At 72.0% G+C, this 14,963-nt stretch carries 14 protein-coding genes; 5 read left to right on the top strand and 9 right to left on the bottom strand.

Annotated features, from left to right (window positions below; all coding sequences use genetic code 11):
- Positions 1-119 precede the first annotated feature (119 nt).
- Together ACGF2Y_RS15270 and ACGF2Y_RS15265 are read right to left on the bottom strand one after the other, a co-directional pair.
- A complete protein-coding gene (locus tag ACGF2Y_RS15270; RefSeq protein WP_018960265.1) occupies positions 120-695 on the bottom strand; it encodes a sigma-70 family RNA polymerase sigma factor in 576 nt (191 codons plus the stop codon).
- A 276-nt stretch (positions 696-971) separates the two neighbouring features.
- Positions 972-1,583 carry a response regulator transcription factor gene (locus ACGF2Y_RS15265; protein ID WP_003948568.1) on the bottom strand — a complete coding sequence of 204 codons (612 nt, stop codon included), beginning with the start codon at positions 1,581-1,583 and terminating at the stop codon, positions 972-974.
- Between the two features lie 478 nt (positions 1,584-2,061).
- On the opposite strand from ACGF2Y_RS15265, the gene ACGF2Y_RS15260 reads away from it, so the two are divergent.
- On the top strand, positions 2,062-2,397 hold the full coding sequence (locus tag ACGF2Y_RS15260) for a WhiB family transcriptional regulator (RefSeq protein ID WP_392946738.1): 336 nt from the start codon (positions 2,062-2,064) through the stop codon (positions 2,395-2,397).
- A 141-nt stretch (positions 2,398-2,538) separates the two neighbouring features.
- Here the strand turns inward: ACGF2Y_RS15260 and ACGF2Y_RS15255 are convergent, their stop codons facing one another.
- A complete protein-coding gene (locus ACGF2Y_RS15255) occupies positions 2,539-3,429 on the bottom strand; it encodes a LysR family transcriptional regulator (RefSeq protein WP_392946737.1) in 891 nt (296 codons plus the stop codon).
- 94 nt (positions 3,430-3,523) lie between these two features.
- Here ACGF2Y_RS15255 and ACGF2Y_RS15250 point away from each other — a divergent pair, with 94 nt between their 5' ends.
- From ACGF2Y_RS15250 to ACGF2Y_RS15240, 3 genes are all read left to right on the top strand, one after another.
- Positions 3,524-4,192: an MOSC domain-containing protein gene (locus ACGF2Y_RS15250; RefSeq protein WP_392946734.1), complete on the top strand. Its 669-nt coding sequence runs from the start codon at positions 3,524-3,526 to the stop codon at positions 4,190-4,192.
- A 94-nt stretch (positions 4,193-4,286) separates the two neighbouring features.
- Positions 4,287-5,867, top strand: coding sequence for a PQQ-binding-like beta-propeller repeat protein (locus ACGF2Y_RS15245; RefSeq protein WP_392946732.1), 1,581 nt, complete (start codon positions 4,287-4,289; stop codon positions 5,865-5,867).
- A gap of 123 nt (positions 5,868-5,990) precedes the next feature.
- The gene (locus ACGF2Y_RS15240; protein ID WP_392946729.1) at positions 5,991-6,764 is read left to right on the top strand and encodes an SDR family NAD(P)-dependent oxidoreductase; all 774 of its coding nucleotides are present in this window, start codon (positions 5,991-5,993) and stop codon (positions 6,762-6,764) included.
- A 325-nt stretch (positions 6,765-7,089) separates the two neighbouring features.
- Here ACGF2Y_RS15240 and groL read toward each other — a convergent pair whose 3' ends face one another.
- From groL to ACGF2Y_RS15225, 3 genes are all read right to left on the bottom strand, one after another.
- Positions 7,090-8,715, bottom strand: a complete 1,626-nt coding sequence (gene groL, locus ACGF2Y_RS15235) for a chaperonin GroEL (RefSeq protein WP_327220105.1) — start codon at positions 8,713-8,715, stop codon at positions 7,090-7,092.
- Positions 8,716-8,813: 98 nt separating this feature from the next.
- Positions 8,814-9,122, bottom strand: a complete 309-nt coding sequence (gene groES, locus ACGF2Y_RS15230; protein WP_003966899.1) for a co-chaperone GroES — start codon at positions 9,120-9,122, stop codon at positions 8,814-8,816.
- A gap of 268 nt (positions 9,123-9,390) precedes the next feature.
- Entirely contained in the window at positions 9,391-10,305 is a 915-nt protein-coding gene (locus ACGF2Y_RS15225) for a polysaccharide deacetylase family protein (RefSeq protein ID WP_392946726.1), read from the bottom strand.
- Between the two features lie 132 nt (positions 10,306-10,437).
- Here ACGF2Y_RS15225 and ACGF2Y_RS15220 point away from each other — a divergent pair, with 132 nt between their 5' ends.
- Positions 10,438-11,661, top strand: a complete 1,224-nt coding sequence (locus tag ACGF2Y_RS15220; RefSeq protein ID WP_392946723.1) for a methyltransferase domain-containing protein — start codon at positions 10,438-10,440, stop codon at positions 11,659-11,661.
- Between the two features lie 178 nt (positions 11,662-11,839).
- On the opposite strand, the gene ACGF2Y_RS15215 is transcribed toward ACGF2Y_RS15220, so the two are convergent.
- The 3 genes from ACGF2Y_RS15215 to ACGF2Y_RS15205 form a co-directional block, all read right to left on the bottom strand.
- Positions 11,840-12,580, bottom strand: a complete 741-nt coding sequence (locus tag ACGF2Y_RS15215; protein ID WP_392946721.1) for a hypothetical protein — start codon at positions 12,578-12,580, stop codon at positions 11,840-11,842.
- A 216-nt stretch (positions 12,581-12,796) separates the two neighbouring features.
- Positions 12,797-13,264 (bottom strand): VOC family protein, encoded by a 468-nt coding sequence (locus ACGF2Y_RS15210; protein WP_392946718.1) that lies wholly within the window; start codon positions 13,262-13,264, stop codon positions 12,797-12,799.
- Between the two features lie 133 nt (positions 13,265-13,397).
- Positions 13,398-14,924 carry an MFS transporter gene (locus ACGF2Y_RS15205; RefSeq protein ID WP_392946717.1) on the bottom strand — a complete coding sequence of 509 codons (1,527 nt, stop codon included), beginning with the start codon at positions 14,922-14,924 and terminating at the stop codon, positions 13,398-13,400.
- Positions 14,925-14,963 lie beyond the last annotated feature (39 nt).

Raw genomic sequence — 14,963 nt, 5'->3', positions numbered from 1 at the left:
GGATGTCCATGCTAACGGGCTCCACGGGTGTCTCATTCCACGATCAAGATCACTTGGCTGTTCTGTAGCTTCCCACAGGGCCTCCGGCAGAGCTTCCGACCGGGCCGGCGCGGGTGTGCCTACTGCTCGGCGAGTGCCCGGAGCCTGCTGAGCGCGCGGTGCTGGGCGACCCGGACCGCCCCCGGGGACATCCCGAGCATCTGGCCGGTCTCCTCCGCGGTCAGCCCGACCGCGACCCGCAGGACGAGCAGCTCGCGCTGGTTGTCCGGGAGGTTGGCCAGGAGCTTCTTCGCCCAGGCGGCATCGCTGCTGAGCAGGGCGCGCTCCTCCGGGCCGAGGGAGTCGTCGGGCCGTTCCGGCATCTCGTCGGAGGGGACGGCGGTCGACCCCGGATGGCGCATCGCGGCGCGCTGGAGGTCGGCGACCTTGTGGCCGGCGATCGCGAAGACGAAGGCCTCGAAGGGCCGGCCGGTGTCCTTGTAGCGCGGCAGCGCCATCAGCACCGCGACGCAGACCTCCTGCGCCAGGTCCTCCACGAAGTGGCGAGCATCACCGGGGAGCCGGTTCAGCCGGGAGCGGCAATAGCGCAGGGCAAGGGGGTGGACGTGGGCCAGCAGATCATGGGTGGCCTGCGCGTCGCCGTCGACGGCCCGGTGCACGAGGGCACCGATCACCGTGGTTTCGTCGTCGCGCATCGGACCATGGTGCCCTGCTGCCGTCCGGTCCGCTCCACCGCGTCCCGAGTTGTGCACCGAAGCGTTATGAGCGGGTGCGCCGGATGTCATGTCCTGCGCCCTCCCCTTCCGCTCGACCGAATCGTTCCTGAGGAACTCCACGACTCAAGGATGCGTCATCGGCCGGGAAGCGTCACATGGCACCGCTGAGCGGCGCCCGGATACGGGGTGTGGCCGGTGGCCCGCTCCGTGTCCCCGTCCGCCGGTCTGCGGACGGGGCGCGGCCCGGTCCGGTCGTCAGCGGACCAGGCCCCAGCGGAATCCGAGGGCCACCGCATGGGCGCGGTCCGAGGCCCCGAGCTTCTTGAACAGGCGCCGTGCGTGGGTCTTGACCGTGTCCTCGGAGAGGAACAGCTCACGGCCGATCTCCGCGTTGGAACGGCCGTGGCTCATGCCTTCGAGCACCTGGATCTCCCGCGCGGTGAGCGTGGGGGCCGCCCCCATCTCGGCGGACCGCAGCCGGCGCGGGGCGAGCCGCCACGTCGGGTCGGCCAGCGCCTGGGTGACGGTGGCCCGCAGCTCGGCGCGCGAGGCGTCCTTGTGCAGATAGCCGCGGGCCCCGGCGGCGACCGCGAGCGCGACGCCGTCCAGGTCCTCGGCGACGGTCAGCATGATGATCCGGGCCCCGGGGTCGGCGGAGAGCAGCCGCCGGACGGTCTCCACACCTCCCAGACCGGGCATGCGTACGTCCATCAGAATCAGATCCGAACGATCGGCACCCCAGCGGCGGAGGACTTCCTCGCCGTTGGCCGCCGTCGTCACGCGCTCGACGCCGGGCACGGTGGCCACCGCACGGCGGAGCGCTTCTCGGGCAAGCGGGGAGTCGTCGCAGACGAGGACGGATGTCATGACCGTCCTCCGCAGCTGATGCGCGTCACCTTGAGCCTCCAGGCTGATACAAGTCGTCACCTGTGCGGTTGACCCCCTCGGACATGCGCCCGAGCCGGATATCCGTCAACCGCATCCGTTCCCTTAACGACGGTCACTCGAAAGAGTTACGGGTCGGGCGGCCGGGTTCGGCACTCTACGTGAGGGGCCGTGCACGGAGAAGAACGGCACGGGTGATTCACCCGTCAACCGGATCTTCACCCGTTGGCGTGCCCTGTTCAGCACTATTTCTTCCCTTTTGAGGGTGTCTGTGGCTAGATTCGCAATCAGTCATATTTACATCTACTAGCACCGTAGATGTACGGTCGAGACTTCGGTCACACCGATCACAGACGGTCCGATCACAGCAGGCCGTCGATCACAGACGGTCTGCAGACCGTCGGTCACAGACGGTCGAGGATGCCGCTTCCGACTCAGCACAGCTCCGAGGGGACAAGCAATGGCAGATTTCTCCCGCCTTCCCGGACCCAACGCAGACCTGTGGGACTGGCAGCTGCTCGCCGCCTGCCGAGGCGTGGACAGCTCCCTGTTCTTCCACCCGGAGGGTGAGCGCGGCGCGGCCCGGAGCGCCCGCGAGGCCTCCGCCAAGGAGGTGTGCATGCGCTGCCCGGTACGGGCCGAGTGCGCGGCGCACGCCCTGGCCGTACGGGAGCCCTACGGAGTGTGGGGCGGCCTGACGGAGGACGAGCGCGAAGAGCTGATGGGCCGGGCCCGAACCCGGCTGATCGGCGCGGCGCCCTCCGGAGCCCCCGCCACCGGCCCCGGCGCCACCTGACACCCGTACGCCACACCTGAACGCAGAAACGTTTCTTCGACAACTTCAGCCATCCGGCCCGCGACCGGCCGCAGCGGGACCGGACCCCTCACCGCCCGTGGGCCGCGGGGCCCGGCGGGCGCCGCGGCCCCGCGCGGTCTCTCAGCGGGCGGCCGTTCGCGACAGCTGGTCCAGGGTGGCCGCCACCGCCGGGACCCGGGCCAGGTCCGGCAGGGTCAGGGCAACGATCTCCCGCTCGATCGCGGGCTCGACCGGCACGGCCCTGGCCCCCTTGGGGCGTACCGACTCGACGGCCAGCTCCGGCAGCACCGCCACCCCGAGATCGGCCCCGACGAGGCCCATCACCGCCGGGTAGTCGTCGGTGGCGAAGTCGATGCGGGGGGTGAAGCCGGACTCCTCGCAGACCTCGACCAGCTGCCGGCGGCAGCGCGGGCAGCCCGCGATCCACGACTCCTCGGCCAGCTCGCCGATGGACAGGCTCGACGCCCCGGCCAGCCGGTGCCCCTCCGGGACCAGACCGATCAGCCGGTCGGTGAGCAGCGGCCGGACCACCAGGTCGTCCCATTCACCGCCGGTCGCCCCGTAACGGAAGGCCAGCGCGATGTCGCAGTCGCCCTCGCGCAGCAGGTCCACCGAGCGCGGCGGCTCGGCCTCGACGAGTGACACCCGGGTGCCGGGGTGTTCGGCGCGCAGCGCGGCCAGTGCCCCCGGGACCAGAGTGGAGCTGCCGCTGGGGAAGGAGACCAGCCGGACCCGGCCGGCCCGCAGTCCGGCGATGGCGGCGACCTCCTCCTCCGCGGCGGTCAGCCCCGCGAGGATGCCGGACGCGTGCCGCACCAGCGCCTCGCCGGCCTGGGTGAGGCGCATCTCGCGGCCGGTGCGGATCAGCAGCGTGGTGCCCGCGGAGGCTTCCAGGGCCTTCATCTGCTGGCTGACGGCGGGCTGGGTGCAGCCGAGTTCGCGGGCGGCGGCGGAGAACGAGCCGGTGGTGGACACGGCGCGCAGGACACGGAGGTGGCGGGCTTCGATCACTCCTCCACTATAAGAAATTCTTGGATGCCAGGCGAATTAATCGCATGCCACTTTGAGGGCGGCGGGAGCGGGGGCAGCCGGTTAGCGTGACCGTATGAAGCTGCTGACCGTGAACATCGGCCGACCCGGCCACTCCCCGCGGACCGACGGCCCCGGTGGCCTCACCGGGATCGACAAGCGACCGGTGGAGTCGCCCGTGGCGGTCCTCGACCCCGGCCCCAAGGGCGTCGGCGGCAGCGGGCTGGCCGGGGACACGGTGTGCGACCTGCGTCATCACGGCGGCAGCGACCAGGCGGTGTACGCCTTCGCCCGGGAGGAGCTGGACGTCTGGGAGCGGGAGCTGGGCGGCCGGAAGCTGGCCAACGGGGTGTTCGGCGAGAACTTCACGACGCTGGGCCTCGACGTCAGCGGCGCGCGGATCGGCGAGCGCTGGCGGGTGGGGGCGGACCTGGTGCTGGAGGTGACCTCGGGACGCATTCCGTGCCGGACCTTCGCCCACCATCTCGGGGAGGCGGGGTGGGTCCGGCGGTTCACCCGGCAGGGCGCCACCGGCGCGTATCTGCGGGTGATCGAGCCGGGCACGGTCCGCGCCGGGGACACGATCGAGATCGTGCACCGGCCGGACCACGAGGTCACCGCCGCCCTGCAGTTCCGGGCCGTGACGACCGAACGCACCCTGCTGCCCGCACTGCTGGCCGCCGGGGAGGCGCTGCACCCCGAGGCGCTGCGCACGGCACGGGAGTACGTCGCGCGCCAGGGCTGACGGGAACTGGACCGGTGCGCGGTGCGTCCACCACCAGTGACCTGCGCCCGATGAGCAGTCTTCGAGCCGAGTGGCACGTCTCAGGGGGAAGACCATGCCCGACCCGCAGCAGCCCTGGTACACCCCGGGCCCGCCGCAGCAGCCCGTTCCCGGCAACCCGTACGCCTCCGGTGGCGGCTACGGACCGCCGCCGCCGCCACCGCCACCGCCGCCGCCGCGTCGCCGGCGCTTCGGCCGGGCCCCGGTCGTCGCCGCGGTCGTCGCGCTGGTGCTGGTGGTCGTGGCAGGAGGGGTGTACGCCCTCACCGACCGGTGGCGGGACGGGCCCGCGAAGCCCGTGGCGAAGGAGTCGCCCGGCCCCTCCGGGTCCGCGTCCCCGTCCGGTACCCCCGCGGCGGGCGGCCCGGAGCTGAGCCACATCCCGACGACGGAGGAGGTCCGGGCGGCGCGGAAGCCGGGCGAGGCGGCGGCGTGGATCGTCGACGACAGGACCGACCTGCCCAAGCAGATCAACCGGGTGCACGACCTGTGGATCGTCGGTGACACCGCCGTCCAGGCCCTGCACCGGAAGGTCACGGCCTACCGCCTCTCGGACGGCGCCGAGGTCTGGAACGTGACGCTGCCCTCCGCCGTGTGCGAGACCCCGGCCAACCCGACGCCCGACGGCAGGGTCGTGGTCTTCCATCACGAGAGGCCGGACAACGAGCGGGGCAACCAGTGCAACCAGATGCGGATGATCGACCTGAAGACCGGGGAGCAGGGGTGGCACAAGGAGCTCGACGAACCCGGTGACCGGGACAACACGTTCATCGTCTACAGCGCCATCAGCGGCGACACCCTGGCCGTCGCCCGGAACATGCAGGCCATCACCTACCGGATGGACGACGGGAGCAAGCTCTACGAGGTCCCCCGGGAACACAAGGGCAAGTGCGTCCCCCGCGACGTGGCGGGCGGCGTCGCCCGGCTGCTGGTCAGCTCCAACTGCATGATCGCCATCGACCGGAGCAAGAACTACGGCCAGGTGCGCGAGCTCGACCCGCGCACCGGCAAGGTCCTGTGGCGCTACCGGATGAAGACCGGCTGGAGCTTCGGCAGCCTGATCTCCATGGACCCGGTCGTCTTCACCACCTACAACAACGAGGACAGCGCGAGCGACTGGCGGATCACGGTCCTGGACCCCGGGGGCGAACACCGCGTCACCTTCGACGCCCGGGACAAGGGTTTCGAGGAGTGCGCCGGAGACGGGTCGGGCGGAAACATCCAGCCCTGCCGGGGCACCGGGGTCGGCAAGGGCCTCATCATGCTGGGCGGCACCGACCAGGTGGGCGCGTACGACGTGAAGACCGGGAAGTTCCTGTGGGGGGTCAAGTCCGATGAGCTGCGCATGCTGTATCCGCTCCGCGCGGAGGACGGCAAGGCCATGCGCGTTTACGAGGCGGCCACCTCACGCCGCCCCGGCCGGACCTTCGTCATGGGTCCGCGCGGCGCGGGCACGGAGACGGACGTCGTGAAGCACCCGGTGGCGACCGCCCCGTACGAATACGAAATGTTCGCGGCGCACACGGCCTATGTCGACGGGCGGCTCGTCCTGACGTCGACGCACGTGAGCGGCGACGAGAACCACCAGCCCGTGCGCGAGGCCCGCATGCTGTCCTTCGCCCCCGAGGCGCCGTGACGGGACCTGACGGGACGCGCCCTGACGGGATGACGGGCGGGTTCCTGGTCGTGGTCGTGGTCGTGGAGAAGGGGCAGCGGGCGGGTGAGCCGCCGGACCACGCGGGGCACTAACGTGCCGCGTATGACGACTGCACTGATCACAGGCGCGACGGCGGGTATCGGGGCCGCGTTCGCGCGGCGGCTCGCGGCCCAGGGACACAACCTGGTGCTGGTGGCGCGGGACACCGCACGGCTGCGCGAGCAGGCCACCGAACTGCACGACCGGCACGGCATCGAGGCCGAGGTGCTGAGCGCCGACCTGTCCACGGACGACGGGATCGAGTCGGTCGAGAAGCGGCTCGCGGAGCGCAGACACCCGGTCGATCTGCTGGTCAACAACGCCGGGTTCGGCAACAAGGGGCGCTTCCTGGAGGTGTCCATGGCCGATGAGCTGACCATGCTGAAGGTGCACTGCGAGGCCGTGCTGCGGCTGACCTCGGCGGCCACCACCGGAATGAAGGAGCGGGGCCGGGGCGCGGTGGTCAACGTGGCGTCCGTCGCGGCGTTCGTGCCGCGCGGTACGTACGGGGCGTCCAAGGCGTGGGTCGTGCAGTTCACCCAGGGCGCGGCGCGGGATCTGGGCGGGTCGGGGGTGCGGCTGATGGCGCTGTGCCCCGGGTTCGTGCGGACGGAGTTCCACGAGCGGGCCGGGATGGGCACGGACAACATCCCGGGCTGGCTGTGGCTCGACGCGGACAAGCTGGTGTCCGCGGCGCTGACGGATCTGGCCCGGGGGAAGACGCTGTCGATCCCGGACCCGCGCTACAAGGCGCTGATGGGCCTGGTCAAGGTCGCCCCGCGGGGCCTGCTCGGCGGGGTCACCTCGCGGACGGGGCGCAAGTACGGCCCGCAGTAGCCGGTTCGCCGTGCCAGGTGCGGTGATACGGGGGGTGCGGCGGCACGGGGATGCGGTACGGCGGTGCGCGGTACGGGGGTGCTGGGTACGGGGGTGCTTGGTACGGGGTCGGCTCGGTACGGGGGTGCTTGGTACGGGGTCGGCTCGATACGGGGGTGGCTCCGCCTCTCCCGTGTCCGGCCGCCCAGCTCGTACGGGCAGCCATGCCATGAGCCGCGGTCGGTCCCGTACCGTCCCGTCCCTGCGTGAGCCGGAACGCACCGAGGCCCGGCGCCCCCGCGACGGGGGTGCCGGGCCTCATGCGTACCGAAAGGTACCGCGTGTACTAGTGGGAGTGGCCGTGGCCGCCGTGACCGGCGTCGGCCTCTTCCTCGGCCGGCTTCTCGACGACCAGGGTCTCGGTCGTGAGCAGCAGCGACGCGATGGACGCGGCGTTCTCCAGGGCGGAGCGGGTGACCTTGACCGGGTCGATGACGCCGGCCTTGACCAGGTCGCCGTACTCGCCGGTGGCGGCGTTGAAGCCCTGGCCCTTGTCGAGCTCGGAGACCTTGGAGGTGATGACGTAACCCTCCAGGCCGGCGTTCTCGGCGATCCAGCGCAGCGGCTCGACGGCGGCGCGGCGGACGACCGCGACACCGGTGGCCTCGTCGCCGGTCTTGCCGAGGTTGCCCTCCAGGACCTTCACGGCGTGGACGAGGGCGGAGCCACCGCCGGAGACGATGCCCTCCTCGACAGCGGCGCGGGTCGCGGAGATGGCGTCCTCGAGGCGGTGCTTCTTCTCCTTGAGCTCCACCTCGGTGGCGGCGCCGACGCGGATGACGCACACGCCGCCGGCCAGCTTCGCGAGGCGCTCCTGGAGCTTCTCGCGGTCCCAGTCGGAGTCCGTGGACTCGATCTCGGCCTTGATCTGGTTGACGCGGCCCTTGACGTCGTCGGAGTTGCCCCCGCCGTCGACGATGGTCGTGTCGTCCTTGGAGACGGTGACGCGGCGGGCGGTGCCCAGCACGTCGAGACCGGCGCCGTCGAGCTTGAGGCCGACCTCTTCCGCGATGACGGTCGCACCGGTGAGGGTGGCGATGTCACCGAGCATGGCCTTGCGGCGGTCGCCGAAGCCCGGGGCCTTCACCGCGACGGCGTTGAAGGTGCCGCGGATCTTGTTGACGACGAGGGTGGAGAGCGCCTCGCCCTCGACGTCCTCGGCGATGATCAGGAGCGGCTTGGAGGCGCCGGCCTGGATGACCTTCTCCAGGAGCGGGAGCAGCTCCTGGATGGAGCCGATCTTGCCCTGGTGGATCAGGATGTACGGGTCGTCGAGGACGGCCTCCATACGCTCCTGGTCGGACACCATGTACGGGGACAGGTAGCCCTTGTCGAAGGCCATGCCCTCGGTGAACTCCAGGTCCAGACCGAAGGTGTTGGACTCCTCGACGGTGATGACACCGTCCTTGCCGACCTTGTCCATCGCGTCCGCGATGAGCTCGCCGACCTGGGTGTCCTGCGCGGAGAGCGCGGCCACGGCGGCGATGTCGGACTTGTCGTCGATCGGGCGGGCGGTCGCGAGGAGCTCCTCGGACACGGCCTTGACCGCGGCGTCGATGCCCTTCTTCAGGGCGGCCGGGGAGGCGCCGGCGGCGACGTTGCGCAGGCCCTCGCGGACGAGCGCCTGGGCCAGGACGGTCGCGGTGGTGGTGCCGTCACCCGCTACGTCGTTGGTCTTGGTCGCCACCTCCTTGACGAGCTGGGCGCCGAGGTTCTCGTACGGGTCGTCGAGCTCGACCTCACGCGCGATGGTGACACCGTCGTTGGTGATGGTGGGAGCGCCGAACTTCTTGTCGATGACGACGTTGCGGCCCTTGGGGCCGATCGTCACCTTGACCGTGTCGGCAAGCTTGTTGACGCCGCGCTCAAGGGCGCGACGGGCGTCCTCGTCGAACTTCAGAATCTTCGCCATGGGCTGTGTTCCCTCTCAAAATGAACTGCGCCCCTCGCCGCCCGGCTAGTTATTTCGCAGGGGGCCAGGGGCGCAGAACACAGGCAAACGTGGGTGAGTTACTTCTCGACGATCGCGAGAACGTCGCGGGCCGAGAGGACGAGGTACTCCTCGCCGTTGTACTTCACCTCGGTGCCGCCGTACTTGCTGTACAGGACGACGTCGCCGGTCTTGACGTCGAGCGGAAGCCGCTCGCCGTTCTCGAAGCGGCCCGGACCGACAGCAAGGACGACGCCCTCCTGGGGCTTCTCCTTCGCGGTGTCCGGAATGACCAGGCCGGAAGCCGTGGTCTGCTCGGCGTCGAGCGGCTGGACCACAATGCGGTCCTCGAGCGGCTTGATCGCAACCTTGGAGCTGGTGGTCGACACGATCCGGTCTCCCCCTTCGGAGATCTCACGGGGTTTAACAGTCTGTGGTCGGCGACCAGACCGATCCGTCGTCGCGGGTGCCGGATCTGTCCTGTCGCACAAGGTGGTGCTGGCACTCTCCAGGGGGGAGTGCCAGACCTGAGACTATGACCGCGGTTAGCACTCGGTCAAGCGGAGTGCCAATTCACATCCTCGCGCCGCCCCCGATCGGGTCCTCCGACCGGACCCTCCGACCGGCCGGATCAACCGGACCGGCCGGATCAACCGGTCAGACGTAGTCCTCCAGCTTCGCCACCGCGTACCCCTTGTCCGTGATGGTCTTCATGACCCGGCGGATCATGTCGGGCATCGAGCCCTTCCAGTCCTCCTTGCCCCGGAAGTGGGTGAGGACGATGTCGCCGGGGTGCAGGTCGCGGTCCCACTCGCGCCATTCCATGTGGTCGGGGAAGGCCTCGGAGGACCACAGGGGTACGGCGGTGATCCCGCAGGACTTGGCGACGACGAGGGTGTCGCGGTTGTAGTTGCCGTAGGGCGGGCGGAAGAGGGTGGGCCGCTTCCCGTAGTGCTTGAGGATCTTCTCCTGCTGGCCGCAGATCTCCCGCTTCTGTTCGGCGTACGACAGTCCGGGCAGATAGCGGTGGTTGAGCGTGTGGTTGCTGATGACCACTCCGCGCTTCTGCATCTTCTTGAAGTAGCCGTAGTCGTCGTTGGTGACGTAGTCGCTGAGGAACGCGCTGTACGGGATGTCCAGTTCGGTCATCATCCGCAGCAGCTCGGGGTCCTTCTCCGCCCCGTCGTCGATCGTCAGGAAGACGATCTTCTCCTTGGTCGGAACGGTGGTGAAGACGGGCGGCAGCCCGGCGTCGTCCCGGACCTCGAACCCCTTACGGGTGGTGATGCGCGGCTTCGTCCTCGGCGGCTCGGGGGCCGCGAGCGGGGTCTTGTCGAGCTTCCACTTCTTCGCGGCGACGGCGCGTGCGGCCTGCTTCTTCTTGAGTTCCTCGGCGTACGTGTCGAGAGTGCGGGCCGGTCCGGCCTGCGGCCCGGCCTTCCCCCCTCCCCCGGCGGCGGGCCCGCCGGGGGCTCCCGCGCCGCTGCCGCCCGCCTCCGCCGCGCATCCGGAGGCGACGGCGGCGGCCAGCAGGGCCGCCAGCACGACGACGCCCGACCTGTTCCGCTTCATGGCTGATTTTTCTTTTTGTCGTACTAGCTGCATGGCGCCGCATCCTGCCAGCCGTCGGCCCCCGCACCCTTTCGACACCGCGAGCGGCCCCGCCCCGTCCCCCGGCCGGCCCACTCCGGCGCACCGGCCACAATGGACCGGGTGAACGCAACGACCCCCGACGCCCCGTCCGACGACCCCGCCCGCGCCGCCTTCGCCGCGCTGCGTACCCCCGAGGGCGAGCAGTTGCTGGCCGAGCTGCGCGACCACGACCCCGCCGACGAGCTGGCCACCGCGACCCGGCTGCGCCGCACGCACCCGGCGGAGCTGGTGTCGGCGGCCCTGGGCCAGGCCCGGCTGCGGCAGCGGGCGGTGGCGAAGTTCGGGGCCGAGGACGCGTACCGGATGTACTTCACGCCCAACGGCGTCGAGCAGGCCACCCGCACCTCGGTCGCCGGCCACCGCGCCGCCCGGTTCGCCGGGCTCGGCGTGCGGAGCGTGGCCGACCTGTGCTGCGGCATCGGCGGCGACGCCCTCGCGCTGGCCCGTGCCGGGATCTCCGTCCTGGCCGTGGACCGCGACCCGCTGACCGCCGAGGTGGCCCGCGCGAACGCCGAGGCGCTCGGCCTGGACGGGCTGATCGAGGTGCGGTGCGCCGATGTCACGGAGATCGACACCGCCCCGTACGACGCGGTCTTCGTGGACCCGGCGCGGCGGGGAGGCAGGGGCAGGATCTTCGACCCGGAGGCCTATTCACCGCCGCTGTCCTGGGCGACGGCCGCCGCGCTGAAGGCCCCCAGGGCGGCGCTGAAGATCGCCCCGGGCATCCCGCACGAGGCGATCGGCCCGGAGGCGGAGGCGGAGTGGATCTCGGACGGCGGCGATGTGAAGGAGGCGGTGCTCTGGTACGGGGAGGGCTTCGCGGCCGGTGCGTTCCGGGCCACGCTGCTGCCCGCCGGGGCGACCCTGACCGCCCCGGCCCCGCTGCCCGCCCCGCCCGTGGGCCCGGTCGGGCGCTATCTGTACGAGCCGGACGGCGCGGTGATCCGGGCCCATCTGGTCGCCGACATCGTGGAGCGGTGCGGCGGGCGGCTGGTGGACGAGACGATCGCGTACGTCACGAGCGATGCGCGGTACTCCTCCCCGTACACCTCGGGCTATGAGATCACCGATCAGCTGCCCTTCAACATGAAGAAGCTGAAGGCGCTGCTGCGGGAGCGGAAGGTCGGCGTACTGACCGTCAAGAAGCGCGGCTCGGCGGTCGAACCGGAGGAGCTGCGCCGCCGGATGAAGCTGAGCGGACCGCACGCGGCGACGGTGTTCCTGACCCGGGTGGCGGGGGCTCCGACGATGCTGATCGGCCATCCGCTGAGTTGAAACCGGGAAGCCGGGGGCGGAAGCCGGGGGCGGAAGCCGGGGGCGGAAGCCGGGGCGCGGAAGCCGGGGCGCGGAAGCCGGGGCGCGGAAGCCGGGGCGCGGAAGCCGGGGGCGGAAACGTCTCACCCCGGGGCGCGGAAGCGTCTCGGAGGGGGGCGGGGCCGGCCTCCGGAGCGTCTCATCGGTGGCCGGGGCCGCCGGCGCGGGTGAAGGGCGGGCGGGCGGAATCGGCCTCCCGGGTCGCGGCCGGGGACAGTACCGCCCCGGTCTCCGCGCCCGTACCGGACCCGGCACCCGTACCGGCCCCCATCAGGACGCCCACCACCCAGCGGCGGTGCGCCAGGGCCGTGACCCCGCCGATCAGCGCGGTCAGCCAGGCGACCATGCCGACGCCCATCACCAGGGCGACGAGCCCGTACGTCTCCCGGCCCGGCCGCGCGCTCGCGGGCCCGAGCACGCAGAGAGCGAGCCCCACCGCGCCCAGGGCGAACGACAGCAGCAGCCAGGCGAGGCTCGCCCCGGGCATCCGCAGCCGCCGGTCGCGCTCCGGGTCGCGGTCCAGCGCACCCCAGGCGGTGAGCAGCGAGCGGACCTTCCGGTCCCGGGAGACACCGAGGCAGACGAAGGCGACGGCGGGGACCAGGACCGCCGCGCCGATGACCAGGCTGACCAGTCCGGCGATGCCGCTGAAGAAGTCGGCGGACTGCTCGACGATGACGATCCCGGAGCCCACCAGGCTCCAGCCGATCGCGGCGAGCGCCGCCCACATCCACAGCAGCCCGAGCCGCCCCGGCCCCACATGCATCCGCACCAGCTCACCCAGGACCACGGCCCGGTCGGCGAGCATCGCCTCGCGGTCGGGCCAGGAGCGGATCTCGGCGGGCGGCGGAGGGGGCGGGAGCGGGGCACGGCGTGGCATGCGCAGAACACTACCGATCCGGCCCCGAAGGGACGCGCGCCCGTTCGGGCCACGGGACGGCGCGGGGTGTCAGGGGACCTCGGGAGCTCGCGAGTGCCTGGCGCCTGGGTCCACGCGGGTACCTGGCGCCTGGGACTGCGCGGGTGCCGGGCACCTCGGGACCACGCCCGTTCAGGCCCCCGAATCACGCCCGTTCAGGCCCCGGACCGCGCCCCTTCAGGCGTCCCGCAGCGCCTGGATGTCCAGCTTGCCCATGCCGAGCATCGCCTTCATGGTCCGGTCCGCCTTCGCCGGGTCCGGGTCGGCCAGCAGTCGCGGCAGCTCGTTCGGCACGATCTGCCAGGAGACCCCGAACTTGTCCTTGAGCCAGCCGCACCGGCCCTCCTCGCCGCCCTCGGAGAGCGCGGCCCAGAACCGGTCCACCTCGGCCTGGTCGGCACAGTCGACGGAGAGCGAGATCGCCTCGGTGAACGGGAACTGCGGGCCTCCGTTGAGCCCGATGTAGTCCTGGCCCGCGAGCCGGAAGTCGACGGTGAGCACGGAACCCGCCGCGCCGCCGGGCGCCCCTTCGCCGTAGTAGGTGATGTCCCGGATGCGGGAGTCACCGCCGAAGATCGCTACGTAGTGCTCGGCCGCCTCCTTCGCCTGACCGTCGTACCAGAGACAGGGGGTGATCTTCTGCATGGTCTTCTCCTCGTCGGGCCGTCCACGCGTCCGGGCCGGCCGGTCCGGACGTCGTGGAAGGTAGACCGGACCCGCAGCCCGGACTCATCGGACACGCCCCGGGCCCCCAGGCGTCACCCATGCGCGGGCGGCCTCACCGGGAGGCCGCCCCCCTCTCCTGCTCCACGGCCACCGGGCCCGTACCGCCCGCCCGGCCCTCCGCCGGCAGCAGTACGTACGCCGCCAGCGCGGCCGCCGCCAGGAGGCCCGCCGCGGCCCAGAACGCGGTCGCGTACCCCGAGGACAGCTCACTGAGCCCGGTGCCGCCACCGGTGACCTGGGCGGCGACGGTGACCAGGACCGCCAGGCCGAGCGATCCGCCGACCTGCCGCGAGCTGTTGAGCAGCCCCGAGGCCATGCCGGTCTCGCCGGGGGCCACATCGGTCGTCGCGGCCGTGCCGAGCGGGACGAAGCACAGCCCGATGCCGAAGGAGCAGAGCAGCGACGGGCCGAGGATGGAGACGAGGAAGCTGCCGTCGACCGTGGCCGTCGCCGCGAACCAGCCCATCCCGAGCGCCGCCAGCGTCGCGCCCAGCGTCATCAGCCGCCGGATGCCGAGCGCGGCGACCGCGCGGGTGGCGAGGACCGCGCCCGCGACGACGCCCACGCAGAAGGGCAGGAACGCGAACCCGGCGGCGGTCGGGCCGAACCCGAGGACCAGCTGCATGTAGAGCGAGACGAAGTAGAACGCGCCGAACTGGGCCGAGGCCAGCAGCAGGCAGAACAGGTTCGCGGTCAGCACCGGCCGCCCCTTCAGGAGGCCGGGGCGGAGCAGCGGGGAGGCGGTCCGCCGTTCGACCGCGACGAAGGCGGCCAGCAGGATCACCGCAGCGCCGAGGGAGGCGAGCGTGGTCGCCGAGGACCAGCCGTGGTCCGAGGTCCGCACAAGGCCGAGGACCAGCAGCGTCGTCCCGGCCGTGACCAGCAGCGCCCCGGCCACGTCCAGCCGGGCCCCGGTCCGCCGCCCGCCGCCGACCGGTCCGGTGCGCGCGGCGGCGGCCAGCGCGAAGGCGACGATCGGCACGTTGACCAGCATCACGGACCGCCAGCCCGTCGCGTCGGTGAGCACCCCGCCGGCCAGCACCCCGACCGCGCCGCCCGCCGCGCCCGCCATGCCCCACAGCCCGAGCGCCCGGGACCGGGCGGGCCCGGCCGGGAAGGCGAGGGTGATCAGGGCGAACGCCACCGGGGCGAGGGCCGCCGCGCCGACGCCCTGGACGGCCCGCGCGGCCACCAGCGACCCGGGCGACCAGGCGAGCCCCCCGGCCAGGCTGGCCAGGCCGGAGAGCACCAGACCCGCCGTCAGGACGCGGCGGGGTCCTGCCAGGTCGGCGAGCCGGCCGCCGAGCATGAGGAGCCCGCCGAAGGCGAGGGCGTAGGCGTTCACGACCCACAGCAGCCCGTCCCCGCCGAAGCCGAGGTCGCTGCGGATGTCGGGCAGCGCGACGTTCACCACGGACATGTCCAGCGACACCAGGAACTGCACGGTGAGCGCCACCACCAGCAGCCACCGCGCATGCCGCTCCCCTGTGCCCGCCCCGTCCCCCGCCCCATTGCCCGTCCCGCTCCCCGGCCCGCCCTCGGGCCCTCTCGCCGTGCCGCTCTTCCCCTCGCCGCCCATGACGCCCCCCTTCCCCTTCACGCTTCCCTCGACCGAGAA

It is taken from the genome of Streptomyces sp. NPDC048142 (genome assembly GCF_043202835.1).
Lineage (GTDB): Bacteria > Actinomycetota > Actinomycetes > Streptomycetales > Streptomycetaceae > Streptomyces.
Note: the sequence above shows the minus strand (reverse complement) of the source record. Positions and strands in the feature narration are given on the sequence as shown.

Coding starts and splice junctions, on each gene's coding strand:
- ACGF2Y_RS15225 (WP_392946726.1), bottom strand. CDS start 10,305: ATGAAGCGGAACAGGTCGGGCGTCGTCGTGCTGGCGGCCCTGCTGGCC.
- ACGF2Y_RS15270 (WP_018960265.1), bottom strand. CDS start 695: ATGCGCGACGACGAAACCACGGTGATCGGTGCCCTCGTGCACCGGGCC.
- ACGF2Y_RS15220 (WP_392946723.1), top strand. CDS start 10,438: ATGGACCGGGTGAACGCAACGACCCCCGACGCCCCGTCCGACGACCCC.
- ACGF2Y_RS15245 (WP_392946732.1), top strand. CDS start 4,287: ATGCCCGACCCGCAGCAGCCCTGGTACACCCCGGGCCCGCCGCAGCAG.
- ACGF2Y_RS15240 (WP_392946729.1), top strand. CDS start 5,991: ATGACGACTGCACTGATCACAGGCGCGACGGCGGGTATCGGGGCCGCG.
- ACGF2Y_RS15265 (WP_003948568.1), bottom strand. CDS start 1,583: ATGACATCCGTCCTCGTCTGCGACGACTCCCCGCTTGCCCGAGAAGCG.
- ACGF2Y_RS15205 (WP_392946717.1), bottom strand. CDS start 14,924: ATGGGCGGCGAGGGGAAGAGCGGCACGGCGAGAGGGCCCGAGGGCGGG.
- ACGF2Y_RS15215 (WP_392946721.1), bottom strand. CDS start 12,580: ATGCCACGCCGTGCCCCGCTCCCGCCCCCTCCGCCGCCCGCCGAGATC.
- ACGF2Y_RS15250 (WP_392946734.1), top strand. CDS start 3,524: ATGAAGCTGCTGACCGTGAACATCGGCCGACCCGGCCACTCCCCGCGG.
- ACGF2Y_RS15260 (WP_392946738.1), top strand. CDS start 2,062: ATGGCAGATTTCTCCCGCCTTCCCGGACCCAACGCAGACCTGTGGGAC.
- ACGF2Y_RS15210 (WP_392946718.1), bottom strand. CDS start 13,264: ATGCAGAAGATCACCCCCTGTCTCTGGTACGACGGTCAGGCGAAGGAG.
- groL (WP_327220105.1), bottom strand. CDS start 8,715: ATGGCGAAGATTCTGAAGTTCGACGAGGACGCCCGTCGCGCCCTTGAG.